General features: G+C 63.2%; 9 protein-coding genes. 4 read left to right on the top strand and 5 right to left on the bottom strand.

Features of this window, described 5'->3' with window-relative positions:
• Nucleotides 1-2 precede the first annotated feature (2 nt).
• Nucleotides 3-4,331 carry a hypothetical protein gene (locus ACQY6T_RS13160; protein ID WP_428632658.1) on the top strand — a complete coding sequence of 1,443 codons (4,329 nt, stop codon included), beginning with the start codon at nt 3-5 and terminating at the stop codon, nt 4,329-4,331.
• A gap of 100 nt (nt 4,332-4,431) precedes the next feature.
• On the opposite strand, the gene ACQY6T_RS13155 is transcribed toward ACQY6T_RS13160, so the two are convergent.
• Nucleotides 4,432-6,525: a RelA/SpoT family protein gene (locus ACQY6T_RS13155; protein WP_428631346.1), complete on the bottom strand. Its 2,094-nt coding sequence runs from the start codon at nt 6,523-6,525 to the stop codon at nt 4,432-4,434.
• Between the two features lie 301 nt (nt 6,526-6,826).
• On the opposite strand from ACQY6T_RS13155, the gene ACQY6T_RS13150 reads away from it, so the two are divergent.
• The 3 genes from ACQY6T_RS13150 (at nt 6,827) to ACQY6T_RS13140 (ending at nt 9,340) form a co-directional block, all read left to right on the top strand.
• On the top strand, nt 6,827-7,348 hold the full coding sequence (locus tag ACQY6T_RS13150) for a winged helix-turn-helix transcriptional regulator (RefSeq protein WP_428631344.1): 522 nt from the start codon (nt 6,827-6,829) through the stop codon (nt 7,346-7,348).
• A 64-nt stretch (nt 7,349-7,412) separates the two neighbouring features.
• On the top strand, nt 7,413-8,537 hold the full coding sequence (locus ACQY6T_RS13145) for a sensor histidine kinase (protein ID WP_428631342.1): 1,125 nt from the start codon (nt 7,413-7,415) through the stop codon (nt 8,535-8,537).
• Nucleotides 8,534-9,340: a LytR/AlgR family response regulator transcription factor gene (locus ACQY6T_RS13140; RefSeq protein WP_428631340.1), complete on the top strand. Its 807-nt coding sequence runs from the start codon at nt 8,534-8,536 to the stop codon at nt 9,338-9,340. The genes ACQY6T_RS13145 and ACQY6T_RS13140 overlap by 4 nt, the downstream gene beginning before the upstream one ends.
• Nucleotides 9,341-9,444: 104 nt before the next feature.
• Here ACQY6T_RS13140 and ribA read toward each other — a convergent pair whose 3' ends face one another.
• From ribA to ACQY6T_RS13120, 4 genes are all read right to left on the bottom strand, one after another.
• Nucleotides 9,445-10,512, bottom strand: coding sequence for a GTP cyclohydrolase II (gene ribA, locus ACQY6T_RS13135; RefSeq protein ID WP_428631339.1), 1,068 nt, complete (start codon nt 10,510-10,512; stop codon nt 9,445-9,447).
• Complete coding sequence (locus tag ACQY6T_RS13130; protein WP_428631338.1) at nt 10,509-11,303, bottom strand: exodeoxyribonuclease III; 795 nt, start codon at nt 11,301-11,303, stop codon at nt 10,509-10,511. Before ACQY6T_RS13130 ends, ribA begins: the two co-directional genes overlap by 4 nt.
• A gap of 364 nt (nt 11,304-11,667) precedes the next feature.
• The gene (locus ACQY6T_RS13125) at nt 11,668-12,312 is read right to left on the bottom strand and encodes a LolA family protein (protein WP_428631336.1); all 645 of its coding nucleotides are present in this window, start codon (nt 12,310-12,312) and stop codon (nt 11,668-11,670) included.
• Nucleotides 12,313-12,422: 110 nt separating this feature from the next.
• On the bottom strand, nt 12,423-14,735 hold the full coding sequence (locus ACQY6T_RS13120; RefSeq protein WP_428631335.1) for a DNA translocase FtsK 4TM domain-containing protein: 2,313 nt from the start codon (nt 14,733-14,735) through the stop codon (nt 12,423-12,425).
• Between the last annotated feature and the right edge of the window lie 66 nt (nt 14,736-14,801).

Raw genomic sequence — 14,801 nt, 5'->3', positions numbered from 1 at the left:
TGATGATGCGTAAACTTTTCGCCTTGCTGGCGTTTGTCACAATGTGCGCCGCCTTTGGCGCCAGCGTCGTGCGCGCCGCCGAGGAGGAAAAGCCGCTCAAGATCGAATATCGCTTTACGCCGCCGGCGCCGCGTGAGCAGACCGAGGCCGATGTGACGGCGAAGTCCGAAGGTTGCTACAGCTGTCATACCCGCACCGACCAGCCGTCGATGCACGCGACCCCGGCGGTGCGGCTCGGCTGCACCGACTGCCACGGCGGCGATGCATCGCAGGTCGGCACCCCCAGCCTCGGCTACGCCAACGCCACCAACAAAGCTGTGATGGCGCTCGCACACCCGCAGCCGACGCTGCCTGGCGCGTGGCACGACAGTTCGGCGAACCCGCAGCGCAGCTATACCCTGCTCAACAAGGAATCGCCCGAATTCATCCGTTTCGTGAACCCCAGCGATTATCGCGTCGCGCGCGAGGCGTGCGGATCGTGTCACCTCGAAGTGATCGAGGCGACCGAACGCTCGCTGATGTCGACGGGTGCGATGCTGTGGGGCGGGGCGGCGTATAACAACGGCATCGTGCCGTATAAAAATTACGTATTTGGCGAAGCCTATACGCGCAAGGGCGAACCCGCTTGCATCCTGTCACCCTCGTCGCGGCTCACCGCCGAGGAATATAAGGAAGCGTGCAAGCCGAGCTTCGGCTTCGACAAGATCCTGACCGAGGACGAGACAAAGCGCGGCGCGCTGGCGAAAATGTATCCGCTGCCGCGCTGGAGCGTCATCCCGCCGGGCGACGTCTTCCGCGTCTTCGAACGCGGCGGGCGCAACATCAACACGCAATTTCCGGAAATCGGCCTGCCGAACCCCACCGGCAGCATCCAGCGGCTCGAGGAACCAGGGCGTCCCGACCTCAAACAGTCGAACCGTGGGCCCGGTACTGGCCTGCGCGTCTCGATCCCGGTGCTCAACATCCACAAGACGCGCCTCAACGACCCGCTGTCATGGTTCATGGGGACCAACGACCAGCCCGGCGACTATCGCCATTCGGGCTGCTCGGGCTGTCATGTCATCTATGCCAACGACCGCGAACCACGGCATAGCCTCACCTATGCCAAATATGGCCGCGATGGCGAAACCGACACCGTCGACCCGACGATCCGCGAAAAGCTGCGGGTAGAGGGCGACGGTCATGGGGCTGAGAAAAAACCCGGCGGCGGCGGTCATGCCGACGCCGACCATATGGCGCCCAACGCCGAACCGGCGGGTGCCGGCGGCCATGGCTCGCTGATCGATCCGGCGGCGGCGACCGCCGGGCCGCAGCAGCAACCGCCGCGGCCGCGCCGCGAATCTGGGCATCCGATCAGCCACGCCTTCACCCGCGCGATCCCGACGTCGCAGTGCATGTCCTGCCACATGCACCAGCCGAACATCTTCCTGAACTCGTACCTTGGCTACACGATGTGGGATTATGAATCCGACGCGCCGCAGATGTGGCCGGGCCCCGACAACACCGCGCCGCGCCCGCCGGGGATGAGCAACGCGGACTATCAGAAAAAATACAAGCAGCAGCGCTACCCGACCGCCGCCGAGGTGCATCAGGTACTCGAACGCAATCCCGAAGCCGCGGCAACGCGCGGGCTGTGGGCCGACGTGGAGTTCCTGCGCGACGTCTATGACGTCAACGACAGCAACAAGGACACCCAGTTCGCCGACTATCACGGCCATGGCTGGAACTTCCGCGGCATCTTCAAGCGCGATCGCACCGGCAATCTACTGACCGCCGACGGCAATATGGCGACCTACGGCACCGATACCGCGAACATCATCGACCCGAAGGATCCCGAGAAATGGCGCAAGAGCTGTAGCCATTACGCCGATCCCAAGGAGCGCGACCTGTGCCTGTCGAGTGCCGATCCGGGCAAACCCGGCGTCGAGGGCAAGTTTGTGCCGCCCGGGATCAACCCCGGCAAGGCCGTCCATATGATGGACATCCACGCTGAAAAGGGCATGCAATGCGCCGACTGCCACTTTGCGCAGGACAGCCACGGCAACGGCTTTATCCAGGGCGAAGTCGCCAACGCGGTCGAGATCAGCTGCAAGGATTGCCACGGCACCGCCGACGCTTTCCCGAACCTGCTCACGTCGAACGTCGCGGCGCGGCCGCAGGGCAATAATCTGGCGCTGCTCCGCAATCCCGACGGGCGGCGCCGTTTCGAATTCCAGTATAATGACGATGCCGAGGTGATCGGCCTGATCCAGCGCTCGATCGTCGATCCCAAGCTCGAATGGCAGGTCAGCCTGGTCAAACAGGCGGTGACCCCGGGGCCGCATTTCAACGCCAAGGCGGCGCGCGCCAAATTGATGGCGCGGTCGGGCGCCGAGGACGGCAAGTTCGAATGGGGGCCGGGGGTCGCCAAGGAAGACCGCGCGCACGGCGACGACAAGATGACCTGCTTCACCTGTCACCTGTCGTGGACGACGAGTTGCGGTGGCTGCCATTTGCCGATCGAGGCCAATTGGAAGACCAAGACGCACCATTTCGAGGGCGAGGAGACGCGCAACTTTGCGACCTACAACCCGCAGGTGGCGCGCGACGAGATGTTCCAGCTCGGCCGGCATCAGCTGACCAAGCCCGGCGAGCCCGGCCCGAACGGCGAGGCGCGGGGGATCATCACCCCGGTGCGCTCGACCTCGGCGCTGGTGCTGTCGTCGACCAACATCAACCGCGAACGCATCTATGTGCAGCAGCCGCCGATTTCGTCGGCGGGCTATTCCAGCCAGGCGTTTGCGCCGCATTTCCCGCATACGGTGCGCCGGTCGGAAACGAAGCAGTGCAGCGACTGCCATCTGTCGGCGGCCGACGACAACAACGCGATCATGGCGCAGCTGAATTTGCTCGGGACCAATTTCGTCAACTTCGTTGGGCTCAACGTCTGGTCGGGTCAGGAAAACAGTTTCCAGGCGACACGCGTCACCGAATGGGACGAACCGCAGGCGGTAATCGGCAGCTATCTGCAGAAATATAGCTATCCCGATTATTGGAAACTGCACGTCGAGCAGAACGGCCGCGAGCTGAAAAATTGGGTGCGCGGCAAGACCTTCGACAAAAAGGGATCGGGCGAAACCCACGCGCTCGAGGAATTCGCCAATATCGTTCAGGGCACCAGCGGCCGGGTGAATTGCCTGCAACAGCGCGGCGAATATATGTTCGTTGCCGAGGGCAAGGGCGGCTTCCGCGTCTATGACATCGCGTCGGTCGGCAACAAGGGCTTCTCCGACCGCATCGTCCGCGCGCCCTTCTCGCCGCTCGGTCAGGACACGCAAGTGAAGACAAAGAATGCGACGTGCATGGCGATTGCGACGACGCAGCCGATCAGCGTGTCGCGCAACGAGAATATCGTGAAGAACTACCCTGAGAACCACGAGCAGGTGATGCACGACATCTACCGCTACGCCGTCATCACCGACAGCGTCGAAGGGCTGGTTCTCGTCGATATCGACACGCTGGCCGACGCCGAATTCCGCAACAACAAGCTGACCCGTGCGCTGACCTGGAACGAGGGCAATGTGCTGGCGGGCGCGCGGCATGTGACGCTCGCGGGCAGTATGGCCTATATCACCACCGATGCGGGGCTAGTCGTGCTCGACCTGTCTGTACCGCTCCAGCCCAAGGTGACGGCGCAATTGCCGCTGACCGACGCGCGGGCCAGCGCGGTGCAGTTCCGCTATCTTTGGGTCACCGATGCCGAGGGTGTGAAGCTGTTCGACGTCACCAATCTAGCGGTGCCGGTCGCGGTGCCCGAGGGAACCGTCAGGCTCGCCAATGCGCGGAAGATTTATCTGGCTCGCACCTATATGTATGTCGCGGCCAAGCAGGACGGGCTGGTCATCGTCGATGTGACGCGCCCCGCGGCGCCGATCGTGTGGCCGGGACTGACCTTTGGCGGCAAGCTGACCGATGCCGAGGATGTCATCGTCGCATCGACCAATGCCTCGCTGTTCGGCTACGTCGCCGACGGCCGCGGCGGCATCAAGGTGCTCCAGCTGACCAGCCCCGACAATCCCGGCCTCTATGGCTTCTCACCCAAACCGACCCCCGAACTGATCGCATGGGCCAAGACCCCATCGCCGGCGCTCGCGCTGTCAAAGGGTCTCGACCGCGACCGCGCGGTCGACGAGACCGGCGGCCAGATGGCGGTGTTCGGACGTCTCGGTTCGCGGCCGTTCACGCGGCCGGAGATGGAGAAGCTGTTCCTCAACAGTAGGGGGCTGGTGTACAAGGTTAGAGACGAGGTGGATCAGAACGCTTGGCGGCCACCGTTGCTGTACGCGAACTAACCGAGCGTCATTGCGAGCGTAGCGAAGCAATCTCCAGCTTACGGCAACGCTATACGCTTAGCTGGAGATTGCTTCGCTACGCTCGCAATGACAGGGCTATTTAAAGCCGCTCCGCCTGCACCACCATGTCCGACGCGCGGAGCGCCGACAGGATGCGCATCACATGATGGACGTCGCGCACTTCGACGACGACGTCATAGGTGTGAAACCCGCCCTCGCGGTTCGACAGCCGCAAGTTGGTGATGTTCGCTGAATTGGCGGCGAGGATGCCCGACATTTCGGCGAGGGTGCCGGGTTCGTTCAGAATGACGATGCACAGCCGCGCGTTGCCGCCCTCGCTGTCTTCCTGCCAGCGCAGATCAATCCAGTCGGCATCGACGCCGTCGGCCAGGCTGGGGCAGTCGATGACATGCACCTCGATGCCTTCGCCGGGACGGGAAAGGCCGACGATGCGGTCGCCGGGGACCGGGTGGCAGCAATCGGCGAGCTGATAGGCGACGCCCGGGGTCAGTCCCGCGATCGATACCGCAGCGCCTTGCGCAAAATTGCCCGGCTTCAACTTCATTTCGGCGGTGATGCCAGGGACCAGCGCTTCGAGCACCGCATTGTCGGACAGGCGCTGCTTGGCGATCGCGACGTAGAGTGCGGCGTCACTGTCGAGCTTGAGCCGCGTCAGCGCCGCGGCGCGCGCCTTGTCGCCCACCTTGTTCGGCAGGCGGAGCGCAATCTCGTCATACATCTTGCGACCCAGCGCCGCGAGCTCGACCTTTTCCTTGGACCGGACATGGCGGCGGATCGCGGCGCGCGCCTTGCCGGTGACGGCAAAGCCCAGCCACGCGGGCTGCGGCGTCTGTTTGTCCGACGACAGGATTTCGACGGTATCGCCATTGTTGAGCTGGGTGCGCAGCGGCACCAGCCGCCCGTTGACCTTGGCGCCGACGGTGCGGTCGCCCAGCCCGGTGTGGACGGCATAGGCAAAGTCGACGGGCGTCGCGCCCTTGGGCAACTGGTGCAGGCTACCCTTGGGGGTGAAGGCAAAGATGCGATCCTGGTACATCGCGATGCGCGTGTTCTCCAGAAACTCTTCGGGATCCTGCGTCTGCTCGAGGATTTCGATGAGGTCGCGGATCCACCCCGCCTGCCCGTCGGGAGCGGTGCCGCCCTGCTTGTACGCCCAGTGCGCGGCGAAGCCGAATTCGGACTGCTGGTGCATGCCCAGACTGCGGATCTGGATCTCGATCCGCATATTTTGCTGGTGCATGATCGTCGTGTGCAGCGATTTATAGCCGTTGCGCTTTGGGGTCGAGATATAATCCTTGAACCGCCCCGGGACCATTTTCCATTTGCGGTGAATCAGGCCGAGCGCGGCGTAGCAATCGGCGTCGGTCGGCGTGATGATGCGAAACGCGATGATGTCGGTGACCTGTTCGAAGCTGACATGACGCTCCTGCATCTTGCGCCAGATCGAATAGGGGTGCTTCTCGCGGCCCGACACATCGGCCTCGATGCCGTTTTTGACAAGCAGCTCTTTGAAGTCGCGGGTGACGGTCGCGACCTTGTCCTTGCCGCCGGCGGTCAGCTTCGACAGACGGCCGGTGATCGTTGCATAGGCCTCAGGCTCAAGTTCGCTGAACGCCAACAGCTGCATTTCGCGCATATATTCATACATGCCGATCCGCTCAGCGAGCGGGGCATAGATATCCATCGTCTCCTTGGCGATGCGGCGGCGCTTGTCGGGACTCTGGATGAAATGCAGGGTGCGCATATTGTGCAGCCGGTCGGCAAGTTTGACCAGCAGCACGCGAATGTCGTCGGACATGGCGAGCAGAAACTTGCGCAAATTTTCGGCGGCGCGCTCATTTTCGGTCTGTGCTTCGATCTTGCTGAGCTTGGTAACGCCATCGACCAGCCGCGCGACATCGGCCCCGAACAGGCGCTCGATTTCTTCGGGGGTGGCCAGCGTATCTTCGAGCGTGTCGTGGAGCAACGCGGTGACGATGGTTTCGCAATCGAGGTGCAGGTCGGTCAAAATCCCCGCGACTTCGACCGGATGACTGAAATAGGGGTCGCCCGAGGCGCGTTTCTGACTGCCGTGCTTCTGGACGGTAAAGACATAGGCGCGATTGAGCAGCGCCTCGTCGCAGTCGGGATCATAAGCGCGCACGCGCTCGACAAGTTCATATTGACGCAGCATTGCGCCCAATGTCGTTCCTATCGGCAATATTGCAATGCGAAACTTGATTGGGCGGTTCGGCACTGTCTCGGCAATTCTGGCAAAGGCGGTGGGCAGCGTCATTTGCGGCGTCGTCGACGCGACGCCGGCGGGTATTTCAGCGCTTGATTCGACCGCGTCAGGCACCCCAAGTGCATCGCTGCAGGGCGCCGGCTCGTCGTTTTCGCGCGCGCGGTGGCTGGCAATATATCGCGTTGCGGAATGCAACGGAGCCACTATATTTTTTTGGCGCAGGGGTCGATTTTACGTTAGGGCATGGGTCATGGGAAAATTACGCGAACTGCTGAACGACATGGAGGGGGGCAATTGCGCCCTGCCGCTGGCGCTGGAAGCGATGGGGGAACGCTGGTCGTTCATGATCCTGCGCGCCGCGTTTAACGGCGTCCATCATTTCGAGGAATTTCAGCAGGAACTGAACATCGCGCGCAACATATTGTCGAACCGGCTGTCGCGGCTGGTCGATCATGGCATCATGGCGCGTGAAGTGATGGCGGAGGACCGGCGCAAGGTCCAGTACCAGCTGACCCAAAAGGGTATCGAACTGCTCCCTGCGATGATCGCCCTACGCCAATGGGGCGAAAAATGGGGCGCGGGGGTGCCGTCGACCCCGGTGCTGGTCGATGCGCGCGACGAACAGCCGATCGGGCCGGTCACGTTGACCGCGCACGATGGCCGGGTGATCAATTACAAGGAACTGCTGTGGAAGCATCGCGCCGAACTCCAGCCGCTCGGGCAGGCCCGGGTGCGCGGCGATGCCGCCATGGCGCCGGTGGCAGCCGAATGACGGGCAGCGCCGGTTTCGGGCGACGCACGCACGGGCGCTGATCATCGCTACCTTACGGACCCCCATGCCACTGTTTCGCCTGTCTTCGCCGGGACCCTTTTTCGACAACAAGGTTCGCGCTTTCTGGAATCTCCAGATCCTGGGCTGGGCCGCGTGGCTCGGTCTGCGCGGTGTGTCGGGCCTCGCCAATGGCCAGCCGCTGGCGTTTCTGATCCCGCAAACAATTTCGGCGATCACCGGCTTCTCGCTGTCGCTGATCCTGTCGGTTTGTTACCGCACCCTGATCAGCCGGCGGCCGTTGTTGATGTGGGGGGTCAGCTTCGGTCTCTCGGGTCTGGCCACGGCGCTATGGGCCTTTATCGATGCGTGGGTCGCGCAGATCCAGAATCCGAGCAGCGAAGCCGGTTTTACCGGCCTGTTGCTCGGCGCGGTCTATATCGACGCAACCTCGCTCGCCGCTTGGTCGGCGCTCTATTTCGCGATCAACTATTTCCTCCAGCTCGAGGAACAGAATGACCGCGTCATCCGGCTGGAGGCGCAGGCTGCGTCGGCGCAGCTCGCGATGCTGCGCTATCAGCTCAATCCGCATTTCCTGTTCAACACGCTGAACAGCATTTCGACGCTGGTGCTGCTCAAACAGACCGAACCCGCGAACGCGATGCTATCGCGCCTGTCCGCCTTCCTGCGCTACACGCTTGCCAACGAACCAACCGCGCAAGTCACGCTGGCGCAGGAAGTCGAGACGCTGAAGCTCTATCTCGACATCGAAAAAATGCGGTTCGAGGAACGGTTACGTCCGCATTTTGCGATCGATCCGGTGGTGGCGCGGGCGCGGCTACCCTCGTTGTTGCTGCAGCCGCTGGTCGAGAATGCAATCAAATACGCGGTCACGCCGCTGGAAGACGGCGCCGATATTACGATTTCAGCACAGCTGGCCGGTCAAAATGTTCGGATTACCGTGTCGGACACCGGCACGGGATTGCCAGTCGACGGCACGGACCCCACCACAGGTCTTGCAACGGAATCGACCGGCGTGGGTTTAGCCAATATCAGGGACCGACTGGCGCAGGCTTTTGGTGACCAGCACCGGTTTGACGCTCAACGCGGTGATGACGGCGGATTCACGGTGATTATCGAGTTTCCGTTTCAGCCCGATGGGCAAATGACGATTGGAACCGAACGGACATGACGATCAGAACCATCCTGGTGGATGATGAGAAACTGGCCACCCAAGGCCTGCAACTGCGGCTGGAGCCGCATGCGGACGTCGAAATTGTCGACACAGCGCAAAATGGCCGCGAAGCCATCCGAAAGATCAAGACGCACAAGCCCGACCTGGTTTTTCTGGACATCCAGATGCCGGGATTCGACGGCTTTTCGGTGATTCAGGGGCTGATGGAAGTCGAACCCCCGCTGGTCGTCTTTGTCACCGCATATTCGGACCATGCGATCCGGGCCTTCGAAGCGCAGGCGGTCGATTATCTGGTCAAGCCGGTCGAGCCCGAACGGCTCGCCGATGCGCTCGACCGGGTGCGCCAGCGGCTGACCGAAAAGCGCGGCGTTGCCGAGGTTGAGCGGCTGAAAAATGTGCTGGCCGAGGTCGCGCCCGACGCCGCCGACGATTATGGCAGCGAAAATGCTCCTGACGCTCATGCCGCCGACCGTTATGAAAAGATGATCAACATCAAGGACCGCGGCCAGATTTTCCGCGTCGATGTCGACAGCATTGAACGCATCGACGCCGCCGGCGACTATATGTGCATCTATACAGCAGACAACAGCCTGATCCTGCGCGAAACGATGAAGGATCTGGAAAAGCGGCTCGACCCGCGCAATTTCCAGCGCGTCCACCGCTCGACGATCGTGAACCTGTCACAGGTCAAGCAGGTGAAGCCGCACACCAACGGCGAATGTTTCCTCGTGCTCGGTTCGGGCGCGCAGGTGAAGGTCAGCCGCAGTTACCGCGACGTGGTGGCGCGGTTCGTGCATTAAGGTCGGCAACAAATCTCGTCATTGCGAGCGTAGCGAAGCAATCCAGAGCGGTTTATGCCTACTCTCGATTGCCGCGTCGCTTTGCTCCTCGCAATGGCGACTGACTACAGCTGGTGCCCAGTCCGATCACGCTTCGTCGCCAGATATTGCTCGTTAAATTTGTTCGTCGGCAGCGCGAGCGGCAGGCGCTCGACGACTTCGACGCCCTCCTTCTCCAGTCGCGCGACCTTTTCGGGGTTGTTGGTCATCAACCGGATGCGCGGGATGTTCAGCAGTTCCAGCATCCGCCCAGCGATTGCAAAATCGCGCGCTTCGACCGGAAAGCCAAGCCGCAAATTGGCGTCGACGGTATCATAGCCCTGATCCTGCAGCGCATAGGCGCGCAGCTTGTTGACCAGCCCGATCCCGCGCCCTTCCTGGCGCAGGTACAGCAGCACCCCCCACGGCGCGTCGGCCATCGCGTGGAGCGCGGCGTGGAGCTGCGGCCCGCAATCGCATTTCAGGCTGCCGAGCACGTCGCCGGTCAGGCATTCGCTGTGCAACCGGACGACGGGGGGATTTCCGTCGCGTTTGCCGATGACCAGCGCGACATGATCCGACGCTTCCTCGGGCGATCGGAAAGCGATGATCTCGGCGGTTTCGCTGGCCGCTACAGGCAGGCGCGCGCGCGCGGCGATGGCAAGCCGCGCCGGATCAAGCAACGTCGCGACATCGTCTGCCGAGCAAAGGGTTTCGGTTTCGCCAGCCGCTTCGCGCACGAAAAACGCGGGGAGCAGCCCCGCATGGCGCGCCATCGTCATCGCGGCGGCTGCGGCGGTTTCGCCGCCGGTCGCCACGGTGCGGAACGGGCCTTTGAGCGGATAGGCAAGGTCGAGCGCGGGGTCGGCAATTGCCAGCGCCGCTGCAACGCTGTCGGCGGCGTTCGCCAACCGCACGGGCCCGGGTGCTGCGGCGGCGCGCTGGTTGGTCAGTTTCAACGTCACCGCGCGCTCGCCCGAGAGCAGGATGTCGGTGGCGCCAAATGCAGCCACCGCGGCGTCGCGCGCGCTTTCGACCGCGAGCAGATCGAGTGCGCCGTCGCTGCCGGCGACGCGAAACGGCCATCCGCGCCGCAGCGCATCGATCGCGCGCGCCGCCTGACGGGAGCCGCGGTCGATCGCGCTGTCGGTCAAAAGGCGAACTCCGTCACCAGCGGGATATGATCCGACGGCCGCTCCCAGCTGCGCGTCGGTTGGACGATACGGTGCGAGACCGCTTTCGACAGCAGGTCGGGGGTCACCCACATATGGTCGAGCCGGCGGCCGCGGTTTGACGCCTCCCAATCCTTCGCGCGGTAACTCCACCAAGTGTAAAGCGGGGTCGGCGCGGCGATGAAGTGGCGGCCCAGGTCGACCCAGTTCGACGCCGCCTGCAAGCGCGCGAGCGTATCGACCTCGACCGGCGTGTGGCTGACGACGTCGAGCAGCGCCTTGTGGTTCCACACATCGCTGGCGAGCGGCGCCACGTTGAAATCGCCGGTCAGCACGGTCGGGGTGCCGGTCAGCGTGCTCGCCCATTCGGTCATCCGGCCAAAGAAATCGAGTTTCTGTCCGAATTTGGAATTGAGCTCTCGGTCGGGAATGTCGCCGCCCGCAGGAATATAGACATTGTCGAGGCGGACCCCCGACGGCAGCGTTACGCCGACATGGCGCGCTTCGCCATTCGCCTGCCAGTCATATTTGCGGACGTCGGTCAGCGGTACCTTGCTGACGATCGCGACGCCATGGTGCATGCGCTGGCCGTGGGTGGCGATATGTGTGTATCCCAGCGACTGGAACATATCCTTGGGAAAGGTGACGCACTCGACCTTGGTTTCCTGCAGGCACAGGATGTCGGGAGATTCTTCGCGCAGGAACTTTTCGACGATGCCGATGCGGGCGCGGACGCTGTTGATATTCCACGAAGCGATGCTGGTGCGAGTCATGCGGTGGCTCTATCGGCGCTGCGCCTGCGGCGCAACGAGGATGCTGACCACGAGGTGGCGTGGCCGCGAATCATAAACCCCCGTTCCAGGGGCGGTGGAACGGGGGTTCAAGGTCAGCGTTCGTCACGCTCTTGAAAGAAGACACCGGGCGATCCGGGTGGGGCAACAGGGGGAAACCCAAATCCGGGGCCGTGTTGGCGTCTTCGAGAGTTGAAATAGCCCTGCCTCCCTGTCGCCAAGCTGAACGAAAATCGGCGGCGCAGCGCCGTTTTTGCAGTTCGTCGATGCTGGGCGACGGTTCGGCGGAAAAAGGCCGGAAATTTTTGAAAAAAGTCTCGACCCTGAATTTTCCGTTCAGCTTCGGTCAGCGACCACGCTTGTTCGGGCGCGGATCGGTCCACCGGAATGCCGAATCGGCGACCGCAACATTGAATTTCTGGTTGCTCAGATCGATGCGCGTCCGGTTATTTTGCGAATCGAGCGCGACCCAGCCGCGCAGGCGCAGGCCGCCGGGGGCCGAACCGTCACGCACGAACACCATCGTGATGGTGCCATATTCGGGCCGCTTCTTATCCTTGACCTCGACACTCAGCACGTCGTTGCTGCCCGTGGGGACGACCTTGGCATATTTGGTCAGATCGCGGTCGGGGTCGAGCAACGCGCCAAGCGGCGAATTTTTGACGGGCCAGCGCTGAACCTGCCGCACCTCATAATCGATCACCGTCAGCGAACTGCCGTCGCCGACGATCAACAGCGGGACGTCCTTCTGATATTGAAACCGGATCTTGCCGGGGCGCTTGAGGGTCAGCTTGCCATTCAACCGCTGCCCATTGCGGTCTGTCTGGACAAAATCGGCGGTCATCGACGTCGTCAATTTGAGGTGCGACTGCACCGATGCCAGCGTGGTCGACGACTGCGCGATCGCGGGGACGCCGATCGCGAGACTGACAGCGGCCAGAGGTGTCATCGTCCAGGCGGCGATGCGGGTAAGGGGATTCGTCAGGGTCATTGGACTCTCATTCTGCATCATGTTGGTTCGGCTCATCGCAGGCGGGCATTGAACCCGCCGTGAACCTCCTCGTCAGACGCCGTTCAAACCGCGAGCACGGCAAAAGTTCCTTACCGCTGCTGGCCATATTGGTCGGTGAGTACGTCGCGGCGGCCGACATGGTTGGGCGGACTGACCAGCCCTTCCTCCTCCATCCGCTCGATCAGGCGTGCAGCGCTATTATATCCGATGCGCAATTGCCGTTGCAGCCAGCTGGTCGACGCCTTCTGGCTTTCGACGACGATCTGGCAGGCCTTGGCATACATGCGGTCCTCGGCGCTGTCGCCGCCCGCGGGCGCGCCTTCCATCGCAAAGCCGCCATCCTCGGGATCCTCGGTGACGCTTTCGACATAGTCGGGGCGGCCCTGTCCGCGCCAATGGTCGGCGACCGCGCGCACTTCGTCGTCCGACACGAACGGCCCGTGGATGCGGGTAATCTGCTTACCGCCGGGCACATACAGCATGTCGCCCTTGCCGAGCAACTGCTCGGCGCCCGCCTCGCCCAAAATCGTGCGGCTGTCGATCTTGCTGGTGACGTTAAAGCTGATGCGCGTCGGCAGGTTCGCCTTGATGACGCCAGTGATGACGTCGACCGACGGGCGCTGCGTCGCGAGGATCAGGTGGATGCCCGCCGCGCGCGCTTTCTGCGCCAGCCGCTGGATCAGGAATTCGACTTCCTTGCCCGCGGTCATCATCAAATCGGCAAGTTCGTCGACGACGATGACGATCTGCGGCAGCGGCGCATAATCGAGCGCCTCTTCCTCATAGATTGGCTGGCCGGTGTCGGGGTCATAGCCGGTCTGGACGCGCCGCCCGAGCGACTTGCCCTTGGCCAGCGCGCCGCGCACCTTGTCATTGTAGCTAGCCAGGTTGCGCACCGACAGCGACGACATCATCCGGTAGCGATCCTCCATCTGCTCGACCGCCCATTTCAGCGCGCGGATCGCCTTCTTGGGTTCGGTCACCACCGGGGCGAGCAGGTGCGGGATATCGTCATAGACGCTGAGTTCCAGCATCTTGGGATCGATCATGATCATCTTCACCTGGTCGGGGCCAAGGCGATAGAGCAGCGACAGGATCATCGCGTTGAGGCCGACCGACTTGCCCGATCCGGTCGTACCCGCGATCAGCAGGTGCGGCATCGGCGCCAGATCGGCGATCATCGGGTCGCCACTGATATTCTTGCCGAGGATGATCGGCAGCGCGCCGGTCTGGTCCTGGAACAGCGCGCTGCCGATGATTTCGTGCAGCACCACCGACTCGCGATTGGCATTGGGCAGCTCGATGCCGATCACGGTGCGGCCGGGGATCGGCGCGATGCGCGCCGACAGCGCCGACATGTTGCGCGCAATGTCGTCGGCCAGGTTCGACACGCGGCTCGCCTTCGTCCCCGGCGCGGGTTCGAGTTCGTACATTGTGACCACGGGGCCAGGGCGGACCGCGGTGACGACGCCCTTGACCTGAAAATCCTCGAGTACCGATTCGAGCAGGCGCGCATTGCGTTCCAGCCCCGCCTTGTCGATCTGTCCGGTCGGCCCCGGCGGCGGCGGTGCGAGCAGGTCGATCGACGGCAGACGGTAGTTGGTGAACAATTCGGTCTGCGGTTTGGGTTTGGGTTTCGACGGCGCGGTGCGCTGCGCCGGATCGGCGATCTCGGGCGGCGCGCGGTCGCTCGGTTCGGCGACCGCGCGTGGACGGATGACGCGCTCCATCAGGTTCGGGGCTTTCGTGCCGTCGCCTGCCGCCCGCACGTCCTCGACGACGCGGCTTCCTTCGGCTGCGGGCAGGCGGAAGCGCGATGCCCAGCCCTTTTCAAGCCGGAGAGCGCGCCATGTGAGCCATAGTCCAACCCCGACAAGCACCAGGATCGTTGCGATGCGGATCAGCGCTGCCGCGGGTTCGCCCGCCTGCGCGAACAAGGGCGTGATCGCGCCGCCGATCAGCAGCGCGATGATCCCGCCCCAACCCGCGGGCATCGGCGCGCTGGTCGCGGGCGACCAGAGCTCGGCGCCCAACCCGACCAGCAATATGCCGACAAAGCTGTAAGCGAGCTGGCGCAGCCAATAGGGCTGCGGTTCACCCACCCACAGTCGCCATGCCAAAAGGCCGAGCAGCGGCAGCAGCAGCGCGACCCCGACGCCGCCGATCGACAGGCCAAGGTCGGCGAACCACGCACCGATGCTGCCCATCCAGTTGGCGGCGGTGCCGCCGGCGGCGGTGTTGAGCGCGGCATCGGTGCTGTCGTATGTGATCAGCGCGAGGGTCAGGAACAGCGTGAACAGCGCAAGCAGCGCTGCCTCGCCGATCACCAGCGATCGCGCGATGCTTTGGCGGAAAACGGTGCGCCAATCGGCCTTTACCGGTGCGGCCTTGCGGCTAGCCATGCTGAAAACGGTCCCCATCAGTTAACCACGGCGATATGCACATGCGGCGGACTCGCCGTCAAGCGC

The sequence above is a fragment of the Sphingopyxis sp. genome (assembly GCF_965279725.1).
Classification (GTDB): domain Bacteria; phylum Pseudomonadota; class Alphaproteobacteria; order Sphingomonadales; family Sphingomonadaceae; genus Sphingopyxis.
Note: the sequence above shows the minus strand (reverse complement) of the source record. Positions and strands in the feature narration are given on the sequence as shown.